This is a genomic window from Brevundimonas sp. Root1279, from assembly GCF_001425945.1.
In the GTDB taxonomy this organism is placed as follows: Bacteria; Pseudomonadota; Alphaproteobacteria; order Caulobacterales; family Caulobacteraceae; genus Brevundimonas.
The window spans coordinates 114,794-128,140 of sequence record NZ_LMEB01000010.1; the positions used below are offsets into that span (position 1 = coordinate 114,794).

Here is a 13,347-nt window from a genome sequence, read left to right on the forward strand (position 1 = left end):
CTTGGTGCAAGCGTTCAGACGACCCGGCTCAGGTCGCCGGGCAGACGGCGTCGCCCTCGTTCGAGGCCAACTCGATTTCAGACACCGAGACGGTGAAGGCGCCGCTCGACTCAAGCTCGAACGGCCGCTCGACCGCCGCCAGGTCCGCGCCGCGCGCGCCGAAGCACGACAGGCGCACCTTGAGCGTCCGCCACTCTCCAATCGGCGCGGTGCGGAAAGCGTCAGTCAGGTCGACGGCGCCGCGACCGCCACCCTGCCCGGAGGCCAGGGTCACCCGTCCCTGAGGCGAGGCGTCGACGCGGTAGCGGAAGGCTAGGGCCATTTCGCCGTTCGACTGGCGCGACAGGTCGACTGGTCCCCCCCAGATCAGGGCCCGCTGCCCTTCCCCGCCGGTGAAGGCGAAGCGCCGGGCACTCTCCTGCGCCAAGTCGTCGACGACCGTCAGGGTCACGCCGCCGCGCGGGCTGGCGACCGACTTCTCGGCCCCGACCCGGGTCTGGCCGCCGGAATCTTCCAGCGCCAGGGACCACGGCGACACGATGCGGCCGTCGATGAAGTAGGCGGTCAGGCTGGAGGCGGCTCCCGCGACGCCACTATCCTCCGACAGCGCCCCGACCGCGGCGGGACGGGCGTAGCTCAGGCCGTAGCCATAGGCGAACTGCGGGTCATAGCCAGGCTGGCCGCGGTTCAGCGGCGCCCCGGCCGCGTCTTTCGGCCAAGAGAAGCCGAGCTTCCCAGAAAAGTCATGGCGCGGACGGCCCTGCCCGTCGCTGATCAGGACATCGGCCAGGCCGCCGCCCTCCGATCCCGGCAGCCAAGCCGCGACGAAGGCGTCCGAGGCGTTGATCTCGGGATTGGTCCACATCGGCCGCCCGGACAGGAAGACCGACACCGTCGGGACGCCCGCAGCCTGCAGCCGCTTGAGAACGGCCAGCGGCTCCTCCGGCTTGAAGTCCAGGTCTTCGATGTCGCCCTGGAACTCGGCGTAGGGCGTCTCGCCGAAAACGACGATGGCCACGTCCGGCTTATCTTCGAAGGTCCCGTCGGCGCTGAGCGTCGCCGTGCCGCCGCCGGCGCGCACCGCCTCCTCGATGCCGCCCCAGATCGACTGGGCGTTGGGGAAGTCGGCGTTGGTGTTGCCCACGCCCTGCCAGGTCAGGGTCCAGCCGCCGGCGGCCTGGCCGATGTCGTCAGCGGCCGTCCCGGCCACCAGCACGCGGGCGCCCGGGCGGATCGGCAGCACGCCGTCCTCGTTCTTGATCAGCACCAGCGACTTGCGCACCGCCTCGCGGGCCAGGGCGCGGTGCTCGGGCGAGCCCAGCACCTCCAGCCGCCCCTCGACCGGACGCTCTTCGCGGAACACGCCGGTCTTCACCTTGGCGCGCAGGATGCGGCGAACAGCTTCGTCGAGCCGCGCTTCGGAGATCTCGCCCGAACGCGCCTGGGCCAGGGTGTTGTCGTACAGCGCCTTCCAGCTGTCCGGCGCCATGAACATGTCGATGCCGGCGTTGAAGGCTTGGGGGCAGCTCTCGTTCGAGCAGCCCGGAATCTGGCCGTGTGCGTTCCAGTCCGAGACCACGAAGCCGTCAAAACCCAGCGGCCCGTGCAGCACGTCGCGCAGGATGGTCTCGTTGGCCGAATGTTTGACTCCGTTCCAGCTCGAGAAGCTGGCCATGATCGACAGCACCCCGGCGTCGATCGCCTGGGTGTAGCCGCTCAGGTGGATGTTCACGAGGTCCTGTTCCGAGCCGATGAAATCGCCTTGGTCGCGACCCCGATCGGTGCCGCCGTCGGCCAGATAGTGTTTGGCGGAGCCGGCGATACGGCCCGGAGCCATCGGCTCGGTCGTCAGCGCGCCCTGCAGGCCCAGGGTCATTGGCCCGGCGTAGCTGCGGGCCACCTCAGGGTCCTCGGCGTAGCCCTCATAGGCGCGGCCCCACCGATCGTCGCGAGGCACAGCCAAGGTCGGGCCGAAGGTCCAGTCGGCGCCGGTGGCCGCCACCTCCAACGCCGTCGCCTCACCGATGCGGCGGATCAGGTCGGGGTCGCGCGCCGCGCCCAGGCCGACGTTGTGCGGGAACAGGGTCGCCCCGACGATATTGTTGTGGCCGTGCACGGCGTCGATGCCGAAGATCAGCGGCACGGCGGTCCCGCCGCGCTTCGCGTTCGCTTCGCGATAGGCCCGCGCCAGGTCGACCCAGGCCTGGGCCGCGGCCCGCTCATCTCCACCCGGCGAGGAGTTCCCCCCGGCGAGGATCGAGCCCAGCGGATAGGTCAGCAGGTCCTGGGGCGTGACTGAGGAGATATCGCCCTGGATCACCTGGCCGACCTTCTCCTCCAGCGTCATCCGGCTCATCAGTTCTGTGACGAAGGCCTCGGTGCGCGCGTCGCTCATCGCGTCGGGCGAAGCGGCGTGCGGCCAATTGGTCGGATGCGCCCGCGCAGCGTCAGCGACGGGGACATCGGCGGGGGCCTGGGCCCAGGCGGGGCTGCTGATGGCGAGCGCCAGGGCGATCAGTGAGACGGGGCTTCGCATCGGGGACCTCAGGGGCGGACCGCGACGACAGCGCCGCGAAGATTTAAACCAGTCGGAAGCGAACTGTCCTCGGCGCTGACAGCGCTGTCAAGCATCCCGAGGAGGCGGGGCGGTCGAGCCCCGCACGATCAGGGAATAGGGGGTGACGACGTCGGTTCGCTCCCCCTCGGAGCCCATGGCGGCGCGCAGCATCGGCACCAGCCGACGCGCCGCGGCGGCGGCCATCTCGGCCACGGGCTGGCGGACCGTGGTCAGCGGCGGCGTGCTGAAAACGGCGCTGGGCGTATCGTCGAAACCGGCGACCGACAGGTCCTCCGGCGTCTTCAGCCCGACGCTCGCCGCCGCCTGCAGCACGCCCAGGGCCATATCGTCGTTGGCCGCGAAGATGGCGGTCGGACGCACCGCCGCGCCGAGCAGTTCGCCGGCCGCGCGCAGGCCCGATTCGAAGGTGAAGTCGCCTTCCGCCACCGCCTCGGCCGACGGCGCGAGCCCGTGGTCGCGCAGCGCCTTTTCGAACCCCTCGCGCCGCAGCTTGCTGGCCGCGTAGGGCCGTGGACCCGAGACGTGCGCCAATCGCTGGTGGCCGAGACCGATCAGGTGGGTCGTGACGTCATAAGCGGCCTGCCGCTCATCCATGCGTACGCAGATGCCGCGGCCGAGATCCTGCTCGGGGCTGATGCGGGCGAAGGCCACCCCGGCCTCCTCCAGCACGTCCAGAACCACGGGGTGGTCCGAGTTCGGCGGCGTCAGCAGCACCCCGTCCGGCCGTATCGCCGACAGCAGGGAGGACAAATCGCGCCGCAGGTTGGCCGAGCCGTGATCCACCAGCTCCACCATCAAATGATAGTCGGCCTGGCGGCACTCCATCAGCGCCCCAAGCTCCAGCCGACTGAGGTAGTCGTTGCCGCGCCCGCTGCGCCAGTGCTCGATGGTCAGCTCGGCGTCGACCAGGGCGGCGATGATCGAGGACGAGGAGCCGGCCAGAGATCGCGCCGACAGGCTGCGCCGATAGCCGAGCTCGGCGACGGCGGCGTTGACCTTGTCACGCAGGATCGGGCTGACGTTGGGCTCGCCATTGACGACGCGCGACACGGACTTGATCGATACGCCGGCGCGCGCCGCCACGTCATAGATCGTCACCCCGGCCATGCTCGCCTGCCTTTCCTGACCCTGTCCTGACAGGCGCGGCGCACGATGGCAACCGCCCCGCTTATGCCCCCGCTGGACTTGAGTTCTGGATTATTTTAGGCTTGAAATATGTCATCGCGGGAAGCTGTTCAGAGCATCGCCGTCGTGGGCGCCGGACCCGGCGGCCTGTACCTCGCCATATCGCTGAAGCTGCGCGACCCGTCGCTGTCCGTGACGGTCTACGAGCGCAACAAGGCGGACGACACTTTCGGCTGGGGCGTAGTCTTCTCCGACCAGACCCTGGCCAATCTGAAGGCCAACGATCCCGAGACCGCGGCGATCATCGAAGCCGCCTTCGTCCACTGGGACGACATCGACGTCCACATCCACGGCCAAACCATCCGCTCCGGCGGCCATGGCTTCGCCGGCGTCGGCCGCAAGCGGCTGCTGAACATCCTCCAGGACCGCGCCCGCTCGCTCGGGGTCGAACTGCAGTTCGAGGCCGAGATCGAGGACGCCCGCGCCCTCCCCGCCGACATCGTCGTCGCCGCCGACGGCCTGAACAGCCGGGTGCGCAGCGGCGATCCGGAAACCTTCGGCGTCGATGTCGACGTGCGCTCGAACAAATACATCTGGCTGGGCACGACCCAGGCCTTCGACGCCTTCACCTTCGCCTTCGTCGAGACGCCGCACGGCTGGATTTGGGCCCACGCCTACCAGTTCGAGCCGGGCGCCTCGACCTTCATCGTCGAATGCACCGAGGCCACCTGGCGCGGTCTCGGCTTCGACGAGATGGATACCGACCAGACCTGCCGCACGGCCGAGGCCCTGTTCGCCGACTGGCTCGGCGGCCATGCGCTGATGAGCAATGCGCGCCACCTGCGCGGCTCGGCCTGGCTGAACTTCCCGCGCGTGGCCTGCGCCAACTGGCGCGACGGCAAGGTCGTCCTGCTCGGCGACGCCGCCCACACCGCCCATTTCTCGATCGGCTCGGGCACCAAGCTGGCCTTCGAGGACGCCATCCGCCTGGCCGACGCCCTGACCGGCGATGGCGACCTCGAGCGCTACGAGGCCGAGCGTCGCATCGAGGTCCTCAAGCTGCAAAGCGCCGCGAGGAATTCGACCGAATGGTTTGAAAACCTTGAGCGTTACGTGGGTCTCGCCCCCATTCAGTTCGCCTACAGCCTGCTGACCCGCAGCCAGCGAGTCAGCCACGAGAACCTGCGCCTGCGCGACAACGCCTTCCTCACCGGCGTCGAGAAATGGTTCGCCGAGGCCGCCGGCGCGCCGCCGTCCAAGGCTCCGCCGCCGCCGATGTTCGCGCCCCTTCGCCTGCGTGGCCTGACCCTCCCGAACCGCGTCGTGGTCTCGCCCATGTGCATGTACTCGGCCGAGGACGGCACGGTCGGCGACTTTCACCTGGTGCATCTGGGCGGGCGCGCCCTCGGCGGCGCGGGCCTGGTCTTCACCGAGATGACCGACGTCTCGGCCGACGGCCGCATCACCCACGGCTGCGCCGGCATGTACCGGCTCGAGCACCGCGACGCCTGGAAGCGGATCGTCGACTTCGTCCACATCCAAGGTTCGCGCATCGCCATTCAGCTGGCCCACGCAGGCCGCAAGGGATCGGTCGAGCGGCCTTGGGGCGAGCGCGCCGATCAACCATTGATTCAGGACGGCTGGCCGCTGATCGCCCCCTCTCCCATCCCCTGGACCGAGGACGATCAGGCGCCCCGCGAGATGACCCGCGCCGACATGGACCGCGTTATCGCCGACTTCGTGCAGGCCACGCGCTGGGCCGATGAGGCGGGCTTCGATCTGGTCGAGCTCCACTGCGCTCACGGCTATCTGCTGTCGTCCTTCCTGACCCCGGTCTCGAACCACCGCACGGACGAATACGGCGGCCCGATCGAGAACCGCCTGCGCTTCCCGCTGGAAGTCTTCCGCGCCATGCGCGCCGTCTGGCCGGACGACAAGCCGATGTCCGTCCGCCTATCCGCGACCGACTGGGTTGACGAGGGCCTGAGCCCCGACGAGTCCGTCGTCATCGCCCGCGCCTTCGCCGAGGCCGGCTGCGACCTGATCGACGTCTCCGCCGGCCAGACCACCCCGAACGGCACGCCGGTTTACGGCCGCATGTTCCAGACCCCGCTCAGCGACCGCATCCGCAACGAGGCGGGCGTGGTCACCATGGCGGTCGGCAACATCTACGAGACCGACCACGTCAACAGCATCCTGGCCGCGGGCCGCGCCGACCTGTGCGCCCTGGCCCGGCCGCATCTGGCCGACCCGAACTGGAGCCTGCGGGCCGCCGCCGAACTCGGCTGGCGCGGCATCCAGCCTCCGATCCAGTACCGCGCCGGCTTCGCCCAGCTGGCCCGCAATCTCGAGAAGCAACAGCAGGCGGGACCGGTATGAAGACGCTCGAAGGCCGCCATGCCGTGGTCACCGGCGCGGGCGGCGGCATCGGCCGCGCCACCGCCGAACTGCTCGCCCTGGCCGGCGCGCAGGTCACGCTGATCGGACGCCATGTCGGACGCCTGAACGAGACTGCCGACCGCGTCGGCGACGCGGCTTTCGCGGCTCCCGGCGACGTCACCGACCCGGACGCCCTGTCGGCCGCCATCGACGCCGGTCGCGACCACTTCGGACCGATCGACATCCTGGTGAACAACGCCGGCGGGGCTATCTCAGCCCCCTTCCAGAAGACAGGCGCCGCCGACCTGCGCGCCATGTTGGCCCTCAACCTGGAGGCCCCCGCCGAAGCGATCCGCCTGGTGCTGGACGGCATGCTGGCGCGGCGTCACGGCCGCATCGTCAACGTCGCCTCTATCGCCGGGCTCAAGGGCCACGCCTACACGACGGCCTATTCGGCGTCGAAGCACGGCATCGTCGGCTTGACCCGCTCCCTGGCCATGGAGGTCGCCGCCAAGGGGGTCACCGTCAACGCCGTCTGCCCGGGCTTCACCGACACCGACATGGTCGCCCGGTCGGTCGAGACCATCGTCGGCAAGACCGGCCGCAGCGAGGAAGACGCCCGCGCCGCCCTCGCTAGCGGCAACCCGCAGGGCCGGCTGATCACGGCGGACGAGGTGGCAGAGACGATCGTCTGGCTGTGCGGCGACGGCGCCTCGGGGGTCAACGGGGCCGCCATCACCATCGCCGGGGGAGAGGCATGACGCCCGGCGCGCTTCCCGACAGGCTGGGCGGCGCACCCGATGGCAAGCGGGCCCTACGGCTGTGGCTGCGCCTGCTGACCTGCTCCACAGCCATCGAACAGCGCATCTCCCAGCGGCTGCGCGACGAGTTCGGCTCCACCCTGCCCCGCTTCGACATGCTGTCGGCCCTGGACCGGGCCGGCGAGGCCGGCCTGACCATGGGCGAGGTGTCGCGCATGCTGATGGTATCCAACGGCAACGTCACCGGCCTGGCCCAGCGGCTGAAGGCCGACGGCCTGATCGAGCACATCCCCGGCGCCGACCGCCGCGTCCAGCGCGTCCGCCTGACCGCCGAAGGGCGGACGCGGTTTGACGCCATGGCCCGGGCCCACGAACGTTGGATCGAGGGCCTGTTCGCGGGCCTCTCCGACGGCGAGGCCGAGCAACTGACCACCCTGCTGGACGGCGCCAAGCGCTCGATCCACTCCGCCGCTCAAGAGGAGAGCCACTGATGAAGGCGCGCGATTACCGGGCCGAGCATTTCCTGTGGTCGGTCGACGACGACGGCGTCGCGACCCTGACGCTGAACCGGCCCGAGCGGAAGAACCCGCTGACCTTCGAGTCCTATGCCGAGATGCGCGACCTGTTTCGCGACCTCGTCCACGCCGACGACTGCAAGGTCGTGGTGGTCACCGGCGCCGGCGGCAACTTCTCCTCGGGCGGCGACGTGCACGAGATCATCGGCCCGCTGACCGAGATGGAGATGCCGGCCCTGCTGCGCTTCACGCGGATGACGGGCGATCTGGTCAAGGCCATGCGGGGGTGCCCACAGCCGGTCATCGCAGCGCTGGACGGCGTCTGCGTCGGAGCGGGAGCGATCATGGCCATGGCCTCGGACCTGCGCATCGCGACGCCAAAGACGAAGACCGCCTTCCTGTTCACCCGCGTCGGCCTGGCCGGCTGCGACATGGGCGCCTGCGCCATCCTGCCCCGCCAGATCGGCCAGGGCCGCGCGTCCGAGCTGCTGTTCACCGGCCGGGTCATGACCGCCGACGAGGGCGAGCGCTGGGGCTTCCACAACCGCCTGGTCGAGCCGGACGCCCTGATGGACACCGCGCTGGAGATGGCGCGCGCGCTGGCCAAGGGGCCGACCTTCGCCCACGGCATGACGAAGAACCAGCTCAACATCGAGTGGGACATGAGCCTGGACGCCGCCATCGAGTCCGAGGCCCAGGCCCAGGCCATCTGCATGAAGACGCACGACTTCCGCCGCGCCTACGAAGCCTTTGCGGCCAAGCGCGAGCCGGTGTTCGAGGGGAACTGAGCCATGGCTGACCGCAGCTTCCTCGACTGGCCCTTCTTCGAAGACCGTCACCGCGCCTTCGCAGCCGACATCGAGGCCTGGGCCGAGGCGGAGCATGAGGCGCTGCACGTGCACGGCGACCATGACCTCGACGGCGATTGCCGGTCGATCCTCAAGGCGCTGGCGGCCGGCGGCTGGCTGAGGAACGCAGTGCCTGACCCTGACGGCAAGCTCGATGTCCGCACCCTGTGCCTGACGCGCGAGACCTTGGCCCGCCGTTCGGGGTTGGCCGACTTCGTCTTCGCCATGCAGGGGCTGGGCTCGGGCCCGATCAGCCTGTTCGGCGCGCCCGAGCAGAAAGCCCGCTGGCTGCCGGGCGTGGCCGCCGGCGAGACCATCGCCGCCTTCGCCCTGTCCGAGCCCGAGGCCGGCTCGGACGTCGCCGCCCTTGCCATGACCGCCCGGCGCGATGGGGACAGCTGGGTGCTGGACGGGACCAAGACCTTCATTTCCAACGGCGGCCTCGCTGACCGCTACACCGTCTTCGCCCGCACCGGCGAGGGCGAAGGGGCCAAGGGCCTCAGCGCCTTCGTGGTCGATGCGGATACGCCCGGCTTCGAGGTCGTTGAGCGCATCCCGCTGATGGCCGCCCACCCGCTGGCCACCCTGCGCTTCAGCAACTGCCGCATCGATGGCGACCGGCTGCTCGGGCAGCCAGGCGAGGGCTTCCGCATCGCCATGGCGACGCTCGACGTGTTCCGCTCGACGGTGGCCGCCGCGGCGCTGGGCTTCTCGCGCCGGGCCTTCGACGAGGCGGCGAACCGCGCCGTGAACCGCCAGCTGTTCGGCGCCCCGATGAGCGACCTGCAGCTGGTCCAGGCCTCACTGGCCGACATGGCCCTGAAGATCGACGCCTCGGCCCTGCTGATCTACCGCGCCGCCTGGCTCAAGGATCAGGGCGCGCCGCGGGTCACACGCGAGGCGGCCATGGCCAAGCTCTACGCCACCGACGAGGCCCAAGCCGTAATCGACGCCGCGGTGCAGATCTTCGGCGGCCTGGGCGTCGTCTCGGGCAATCCGGTCGAGCGACTCTACCGCGAAATCCGGGCCCTGCGGATCTACGAGGGCGCGTCCGAGGTGCAGAAGATCGTCATCGCCCGCCAGGCGCTGGGCGCAATGCAGGGCGGGCGCTGATGGGCAAGAGCGCGCATCAAGACCGGTTCGTCCTCGACCATCTGCCGCCCGCAGACCAGCAGCCGGAGCTGATCTTCACCCTGCCGGAGCTGGCCTATCCGGAGCAGCTCAACGCAGGAGTCGAACTGCTCCGCCGAGCCATCAAGGCCGCCGGTCCTGACGCGCGCGCCCTGATCGACTTCGACCTCGAGATCAGCTGGGCCCGCGTGGACGCCATCTCGGACCGAATGGCCCGCGTGCTTGTCGAGGACCTCGGACTGATCCCGGGCGCCCGGGTGCTGCTGCATGGACCGAACTCGAGCTGGACCGTCCTGGCCTGGTTCGCGATCCTCAAGGCCGGCGGCGTGGTCGTCGCCACCATGCCTATGTTGCGCGCCGCCGAACTGGCCATCGTCATCGACAAGGCCCAGGTCAGCCACGCCCTGGTCTATGAGACGCTGGTCGGCGCCGTCGACGAGGCGAAAGCCAACGCGCCGTCGCTGACGAAGGTCATGAACTCCGCCGCACTCAAGGCGGCCGCGATGACCAAGCCGACCGGGTTCGCGGCCGCCGACACGGCCGCCGACGACCCGGCGCTGATCGCCTTCACCTCCGGCACTACCGGAAAGCCCAAGGGCTGCGTCCACGGCCATCGCGACATCCTCGCCATGGCCGACACCTTCGCTCGCCATACGCTCGACCTGGCGCCCGGCGACGTGGTCGTCGGCACCCCGCCGATCGCCTTCACCTTCGGCTTGGGCGGCCTTGTGGTCTTCCCGGCCAGCGCCGGCGCAGCCACCGCCTTCGCGCCGCGCGCGGGCTTCGACGCCCTGGCCGAGACCATCGCCCGCACCCGCGCCACGGCCCTGTTCACCGCTCCGACCGGCTACCGCGCGCTGCTCAAGCTGGCGGGCGAGCACGACCTCACGTCGCTGCGCACCTGCGTCTCGGCCGGCGAGGCCCTGCCCGCCGCCACGTCCGATGCCTGGCGCGAAGCGACCGGCGTGCGCATCATTGACGGCATCGGCTCGACCGAGATGATCCATATCTTCATCTCCGCCCGCGGCGACGACATCCGCCCCGGCGCGACCGGCAAGGCCGTGCCCGGCTATGAGGCGCGGATCATCGACGAGACGGGCCATCCCCTGCCCCCGGGCTCGACCGGACGGCTGGCGGTGCGCGGTCCGACCGGCTGTCGCTATCTCGATGACAAGCGCCAGGCCGCGTACGTCCAGAACGGCTGGAACCTGACCGGCGATGTCTATCGCCTGGATGAGGACGGCTATTTCTGGTTCGTGGCCCGGGCCGACGACATGATCATCTCGTCCGGCTACAACATCGGCGCGCCCGAGGTGGAGAACGCCCTGCTGCGCCATCCCGCCGTCGCCGAGGCCGCCGTCATCGGGGTCCCGGACGAGGAGCGGGGCCAGATCGTGAAGGCCTTCGTCGTGTTGAACGGGGAGCACGCGCCTTCCAGCGAACTGCGCACCGCCCTGCAGGAGCACGTAAAGGCGGTCATCGCGCCCTATAAATACCCGCGCGCCCTCGATTTCGTGGACGCCCTGCCCAAGACCCAGACCGGCAAGCTGCAGCGCTTCCGGCTCAAGGCGGACGCATGAGCGGCCAGGTTTTCTCCGTCGAGCGGCGGGTCCGCTTCGCTGATTGCGACGCGGCGGGGATCGTCTTCTTCCCGCGCTATTTCGAAATGCTGAACGGGGTGGTCGAGGACTGGTTTGCAGGCCCGCTCGACCTGTCGTTCGCCGAACTGCACCTGCGTCGCCACGCCAGCGTGCCGACCGCCGCAATCGAGGCCTGCTTCGTCGCTCCGTCGCGACTGGAGGACGACCTGACCTTCACCCTGGCCGTGACCCGGCTGGGCGGGGCCTCCTGCACTCTGCGCCACCGCATCACGTCCGGCGAGGCGCTGCGTTTCGAGGCGACGCAGACCATCGTCCATGTCGGCGCCTCGCTGAAGCCCGAACCCTGGCCCGAGGCCTTACGAGCCCGCATCGCCCCCTTCCTGGAGTCCGCCCCATGAACCGCGTCCTGCTGCCGGAAGGTTGGCCCCGGCCCAAGGGTTACTCGAACGGGATCGCGGCGCGGGGCGAGACGATCTTCGTCGCCGGCCAGATCGGCTGGACCCCGGACGGCGCCTTCCCGGCGGGCGGATTCGCCGCCCAGTTCCGGCAGACGCTGGTCAACACCCTGGCCGTCCTGGCTGAGGCCGGCGCCGGGCCGGAGCATGTCGTGCGCATGACCTGGTACGTGGTCGACAAGGCCGAGTATCTGGCCAGCCTTCGCGAGATCGGCGCGGCCTGGCGCGAACTGATTGGCCCCCACTATCCTGCCATGGCCGTGGTCGAGGTGAAGGGCCTGATCGAGGACGCCGCCCGAGTGGAGATCGAGACTACCGCCGTGATCGAAACGACCGCCTAGGCGCCGACCTCGGAGGCGCTCGCCTCGGCGTGGCGGGGCTGATCGGGCAGGGTCGCCCGGATCCGCAAGCCTCGCTCGGCCGACGTGATTTCAAGATCGCCGCCGAGATGCTCCATCCGCGCCTTCATGCCGGCGATGCCAACGCCACCCGTGCTGTCGGCGAGCAGGCCGTGGATGTCTTCGTCCGACAGGCCGACGCCATCGTCCCGGATCTCTAGGGTGGTCGCGTCGCAAGCCGCGATCAGGCTGACCTCGACGGACCGAGCGACTGCATGCTGGTGGACGTTCATCAGCGCTTCCTGCGCGATCCGGAACAGGGTCAGCTCGGCCGCCGGCCGTAGGTCGCTCAGGTCCTCGTCGATGTCCAGGCGGGTATCGAGGCCGGTCCTCCGGCCAAACCCTGAGACGAACTTCCGGAGGGTTCCGGCCAGTCCCAGGCGCTCCAGATCCGGCGGGTGCAGAAGGTAGGAAAAGGTCCGCACCTCACTATGGGCCGCGGTGAGGGCTTCACGGATGTCCCGCACCGCCTCGGCCGGCATCTCGGACCGGGGGTCGCGTTGCAGCCGCGACAGGGACAGATCGATGGCCACCAGATGCTGGGCCATTGAGTCGTGCAGTTCCCGGGCGATGCGACGGCGCTCCTCGGCCTCGGCCTTCAACAGCGCCGCAGACATCTCGCCGAGTGACTCGGCCAGCTGGCGTTGCTCCGTGACGTCGAAGGCGAACCCCAGGATCTGCCGGACCGCACCCCGGACCGACCGGGTCAGCACCTGCTCGCGCACCTCGATCCAGCGCCAACCGCCATCCCTGTGCCGCATGCGCGCGCTCGCGCGGACGATGTCGCCGTCAGGGGCCGAGGCCAGACGGCGCCGATGCATCATGAACTCAGGGATATCCATGGGATGGATCAGGCTGCGCCCCTCGGGTCGACCAACCTCACCGTCGGCGGGGCTGTAGCCCAGCAGCACCGACAGGTTGAACGGCATCCACGGCGCCCGGTCGTAGACATACGCTGCGCCGGCGTTGATCCGGTTCAGATGGTCGATCAGGGCGCGCCGACGGGTTCCGCCCGCCGGTCCTTCCTCTGAGGTCGTCTGAACCTCGATCAACACGCCGCGACGGGGCGTCGCGACCGGATGGATGGCCAGCGACAGCCGCCGGGTCCGACTGACGTCCAGATGGATCGGCACCACCGTCTCAACGCGCTGTCCATTCGCCAGCGCCCGACGGATCGCCTGGTCGAACGGCAGGTGCGTCTCCCGGGACAAAACGTCCCCGATTCGGCGCCCGATGATCGAATCAGCATGAATCCCGAGGTCGGCGAGAAAACTTCCGCTCACTCGAGTGAACCGCGGACCCTCCTCGCCATCGACCGCGAGGGCCACCCGGAGGCTTGAATTGTTGATCCAGTCAAAGACCGAACCAAGCGGAGCCATAACAAGTTTATGGTCAAGCTTCTCGCCATATTCCTCAGGCATATCATGCCATGAGACAGGTTCTTCGAAAGCTTTGCTGATTTCCGGTCCCACAAGCCACCCATCAGATCGACCAGCATGCGACCACATGCTTAACTGCAGCCAAGTCATGCAATACGATTTCTATCGTATCAGTTG

At 69.4% G+C, this 13,347-nt stretch carries 11 protein-coding genes; 8 read left to right on the top strand and 3 right to left on the bottom strand.

Annotated elements, in window-relative coordinates; translation table 11 throughout:
* Positions 1-28 precede the first annotated feature (28 nt).
* On the bottom strand, positions 29-2,536 hold the full coding sequence (locus ASC65_RS15820; protein ID WP_056455452.1) for a glycoside hydrolase family 3 protein: 2,508 nt from the start codon (positions 2,534-2,536) through the stop codon (positions 29-31).
* 87 nt (positions 2,537-2,623) lie between these two features.
* Positions 2,624-3,685: a LacI family DNA-binding transcriptional regulator gene (locus ASC65_RS15825; RefSeq protein ID WP_056455454.1), complete on the bottom strand. Its 1,062-nt coding sequence runs from the start codon at positions 3,683-3,685 to the stop codon at positions 2,624-2,626.
* A gap of 108 nt (positions 3,686-3,793) precedes the next feature.
* Between ASC65_RS15825 and ASC65_RS15830 the strand changes: the two genes are divergently transcribed.
* Genes ASC65_RS15830 through ASC65_RS15865 form a run of 8 tightly spaced genes read left to right on the top strand, consistent with a single transcriptional unit; the run spans position 3,794 to position 11,734 of the window.
* Positions 3,794-6,082, top strand: coding sequence for a bifunctional salicylyl-CoA 5-hydroxylase/oxidoreductase (locus tag ASC65_RS15830; RefSeq protein WP_056455455.1), 2,289 nt, complete (start codon positions 3,794-3,796; stop codon positions 6,080-6,082).
* Complete coding sequence (locus tag ASC65_RS15835) at positions 6,079-6,843, top strand: SDR family NAD(P)-dependent oxidoreductase (protein ID WP_056455457.1); 765 nt, start codon at positions 6,079-6,081, stop codon at positions 6,841-6,843. Before ASC65_RS15830 ends, ASC65_RS15835 begins: the two co-directional genes overlap by 4 nt.
* A complete protein-coding gene (locus tag ASC65_RS15840) occupies positions 6,840-7,334 on the top strand; it encodes a MarR family winged helix-turn-helix transcriptional regulator (protein ID WP_056455459.1) in 495 nt (164 codons plus the stop codon). Before ASC65_RS15835 ends, ASC65_RS15840 begins: the two co-directional genes overlap by 4 nt.
* The gene (locus ASC65_RS15845) at positions 7,334-8,146 is read left to right on the top strand and encodes an enoyl-CoA hydratase family protein (RefSeq protein WP_056455461.1); all 813 of its coding nucleotides are present in this window, start codon (positions 7,334-7,336) and stop codon (positions 8,144-8,146) included. The genes ASC65_RS15840 and ASC65_RS15845 overlap by 1 nt, the downstream gene beginning before the upstream one ends.
* 3 nt (positions 8,147-8,149) lie before the next feature.
* Positions 8,150-9,319, top strand: a complete 1,170-nt coding sequence (locus tag ASC65_RS15850; RefSeq protein ID WP_056455463.1) for an acyl-CoA dehydrogenase family protein — start codon at positions 8,150-8,152, stop codon at positions 9,317-9,319.
* Positions 9,319-10,917, top strand: a complete 1,599-nt coding sequence (locus ASC65_RS15855; protein WP_056455465.1) for an AMP-binding protein — start codon at positions 9,319-9,321, stop codon at positions 10,915-10,917. The genes ASC65_RS15850 and ASC65_RS15855 overlap by 1 nt, the downstream gene beginning before the upstream one ends.
* Entirely contained in the window at positions 10,914-11,336 is a 423-nt protein-coding gene (locus tag ASC65_RS15860) for an acyl-CoA thioesterase (protein WP_056455467.1), read from the top strand. Before ASC65_RS15855 ends, ASC65_RS15860 begins: the two co-directional genes overlap by 4 nt.
* The gene (locus ASC65_RS15865) at positions 11,333-11,734 is read left to right on the top strand and encodes a RidA family protein (protein ID WP_056455469.1); all 402 of its coding nucleotides are present in this window, start codon (positions 11,333-11,335) and stop codon (positions 11,732-11,734) included. Before ASC65_RS15860 ends, ASC65_RS15865 begins: the two co-directional genes overlap by 4 nt.
* Here the strand turns inward: ASC65_RS15865 and ASC65_RS15870 are convergent.
* Positions 11,731-13,212, bottom strand: coding sequence for a histidine kinase (locus ASC65_RS15870; RefSeq protein WP_162245688.1), 1,482 nt, complete (start codon positions 13,210-13,212; stop codon positions 11,731-11,733). The two genes, ASC65_RS15865 and ASC65_RS15870, sit on opposite strands and share 4 nt — an antisense overlap.
* Positions 13,213-13,347 lie beyond the last annotated feature (135 nt).

Bases quoted from the DNA above. Each gene is read 5' to 3' on its own strand.
- ASC65_RS15835 (WP_056455457.1), top strand. From the start codon at position 6,079: ATGAAGACGCTCGAAGGCCGCCATGCCGTGGTCACCGGCGCGGGCGGC.
- ASC65_RS15870 (WP_162245688.1), bottom strand. From the start codon at position 13,212: ATGCCTGAGGAATATGGCGAGAAGCTTGACCATAAACTTGTTATGGCT.
- ASC65_RS15855 (WP_056455465.1), top strand. From the start codon at position 9,319: ATGGGCAAGAGCGCGCATCAAGACCGGTTCGTCCTCGACCATCTGCCG.
- ASC65_RS15830 (WP_056455455.1), top strand. From the start codon at position 3,794: ATGTCATCGCGGGAAGCTGTTCAGAGCATCGCCGTCGTGGGCGCCGGA.
- ASC65_RS15825 (WP_056455454.1), bottom strand. From the start codon at position 3,685: ATGGCCGGGGTGACGATCTATGACGTGGCGGCGCGCGCCGGCGTATCG.
- ASC65_RS15860 (WP_056455467.1), top strand. From the start codon at position 10,914: ATGAGCGGCCAGGTTTTCTCCGTCGAGCGGCGGGTCCGCTTCGCTGAT.
- ASC65_RS15840 (WP_056455459.1), top strand. From the start codon at position 6,840: ATGACGCCCGGCGCGCTTCCCGACAGGCTGGGCGGCGCACCCGATGGC.
- ASC65_RS15865 (WP_056455469.1), top strand. From the start codon at position 11,333: ATGAACCGCGTCCTGCTGCCGGAAGGTTGGCCCCGGCCCAAGGGTTAC.
- ASC65_RS15850 (WP_056455463.1), top strand. From the start codon at position 8,150: ATGGCTGACCGCAGCTTCCTCGACTGGCCCTTCTTCGAAGACCGTCAC.
- ASC65_RS15845 (WP_056455461.1), top strand. From the start codon at position 7,334: ATGAAGGCGCGCGATTACCGGGCCGAGCATTTCCTGTGGTCGGTCGAC.
- ASC65_RS15820 (WP_056455452.1), bottom strand. From the start codon at position 2,536: ATGCGAAGCCCCGTCTCACTGATCGCCCTGGCGCTCGCCATCAGCAGC.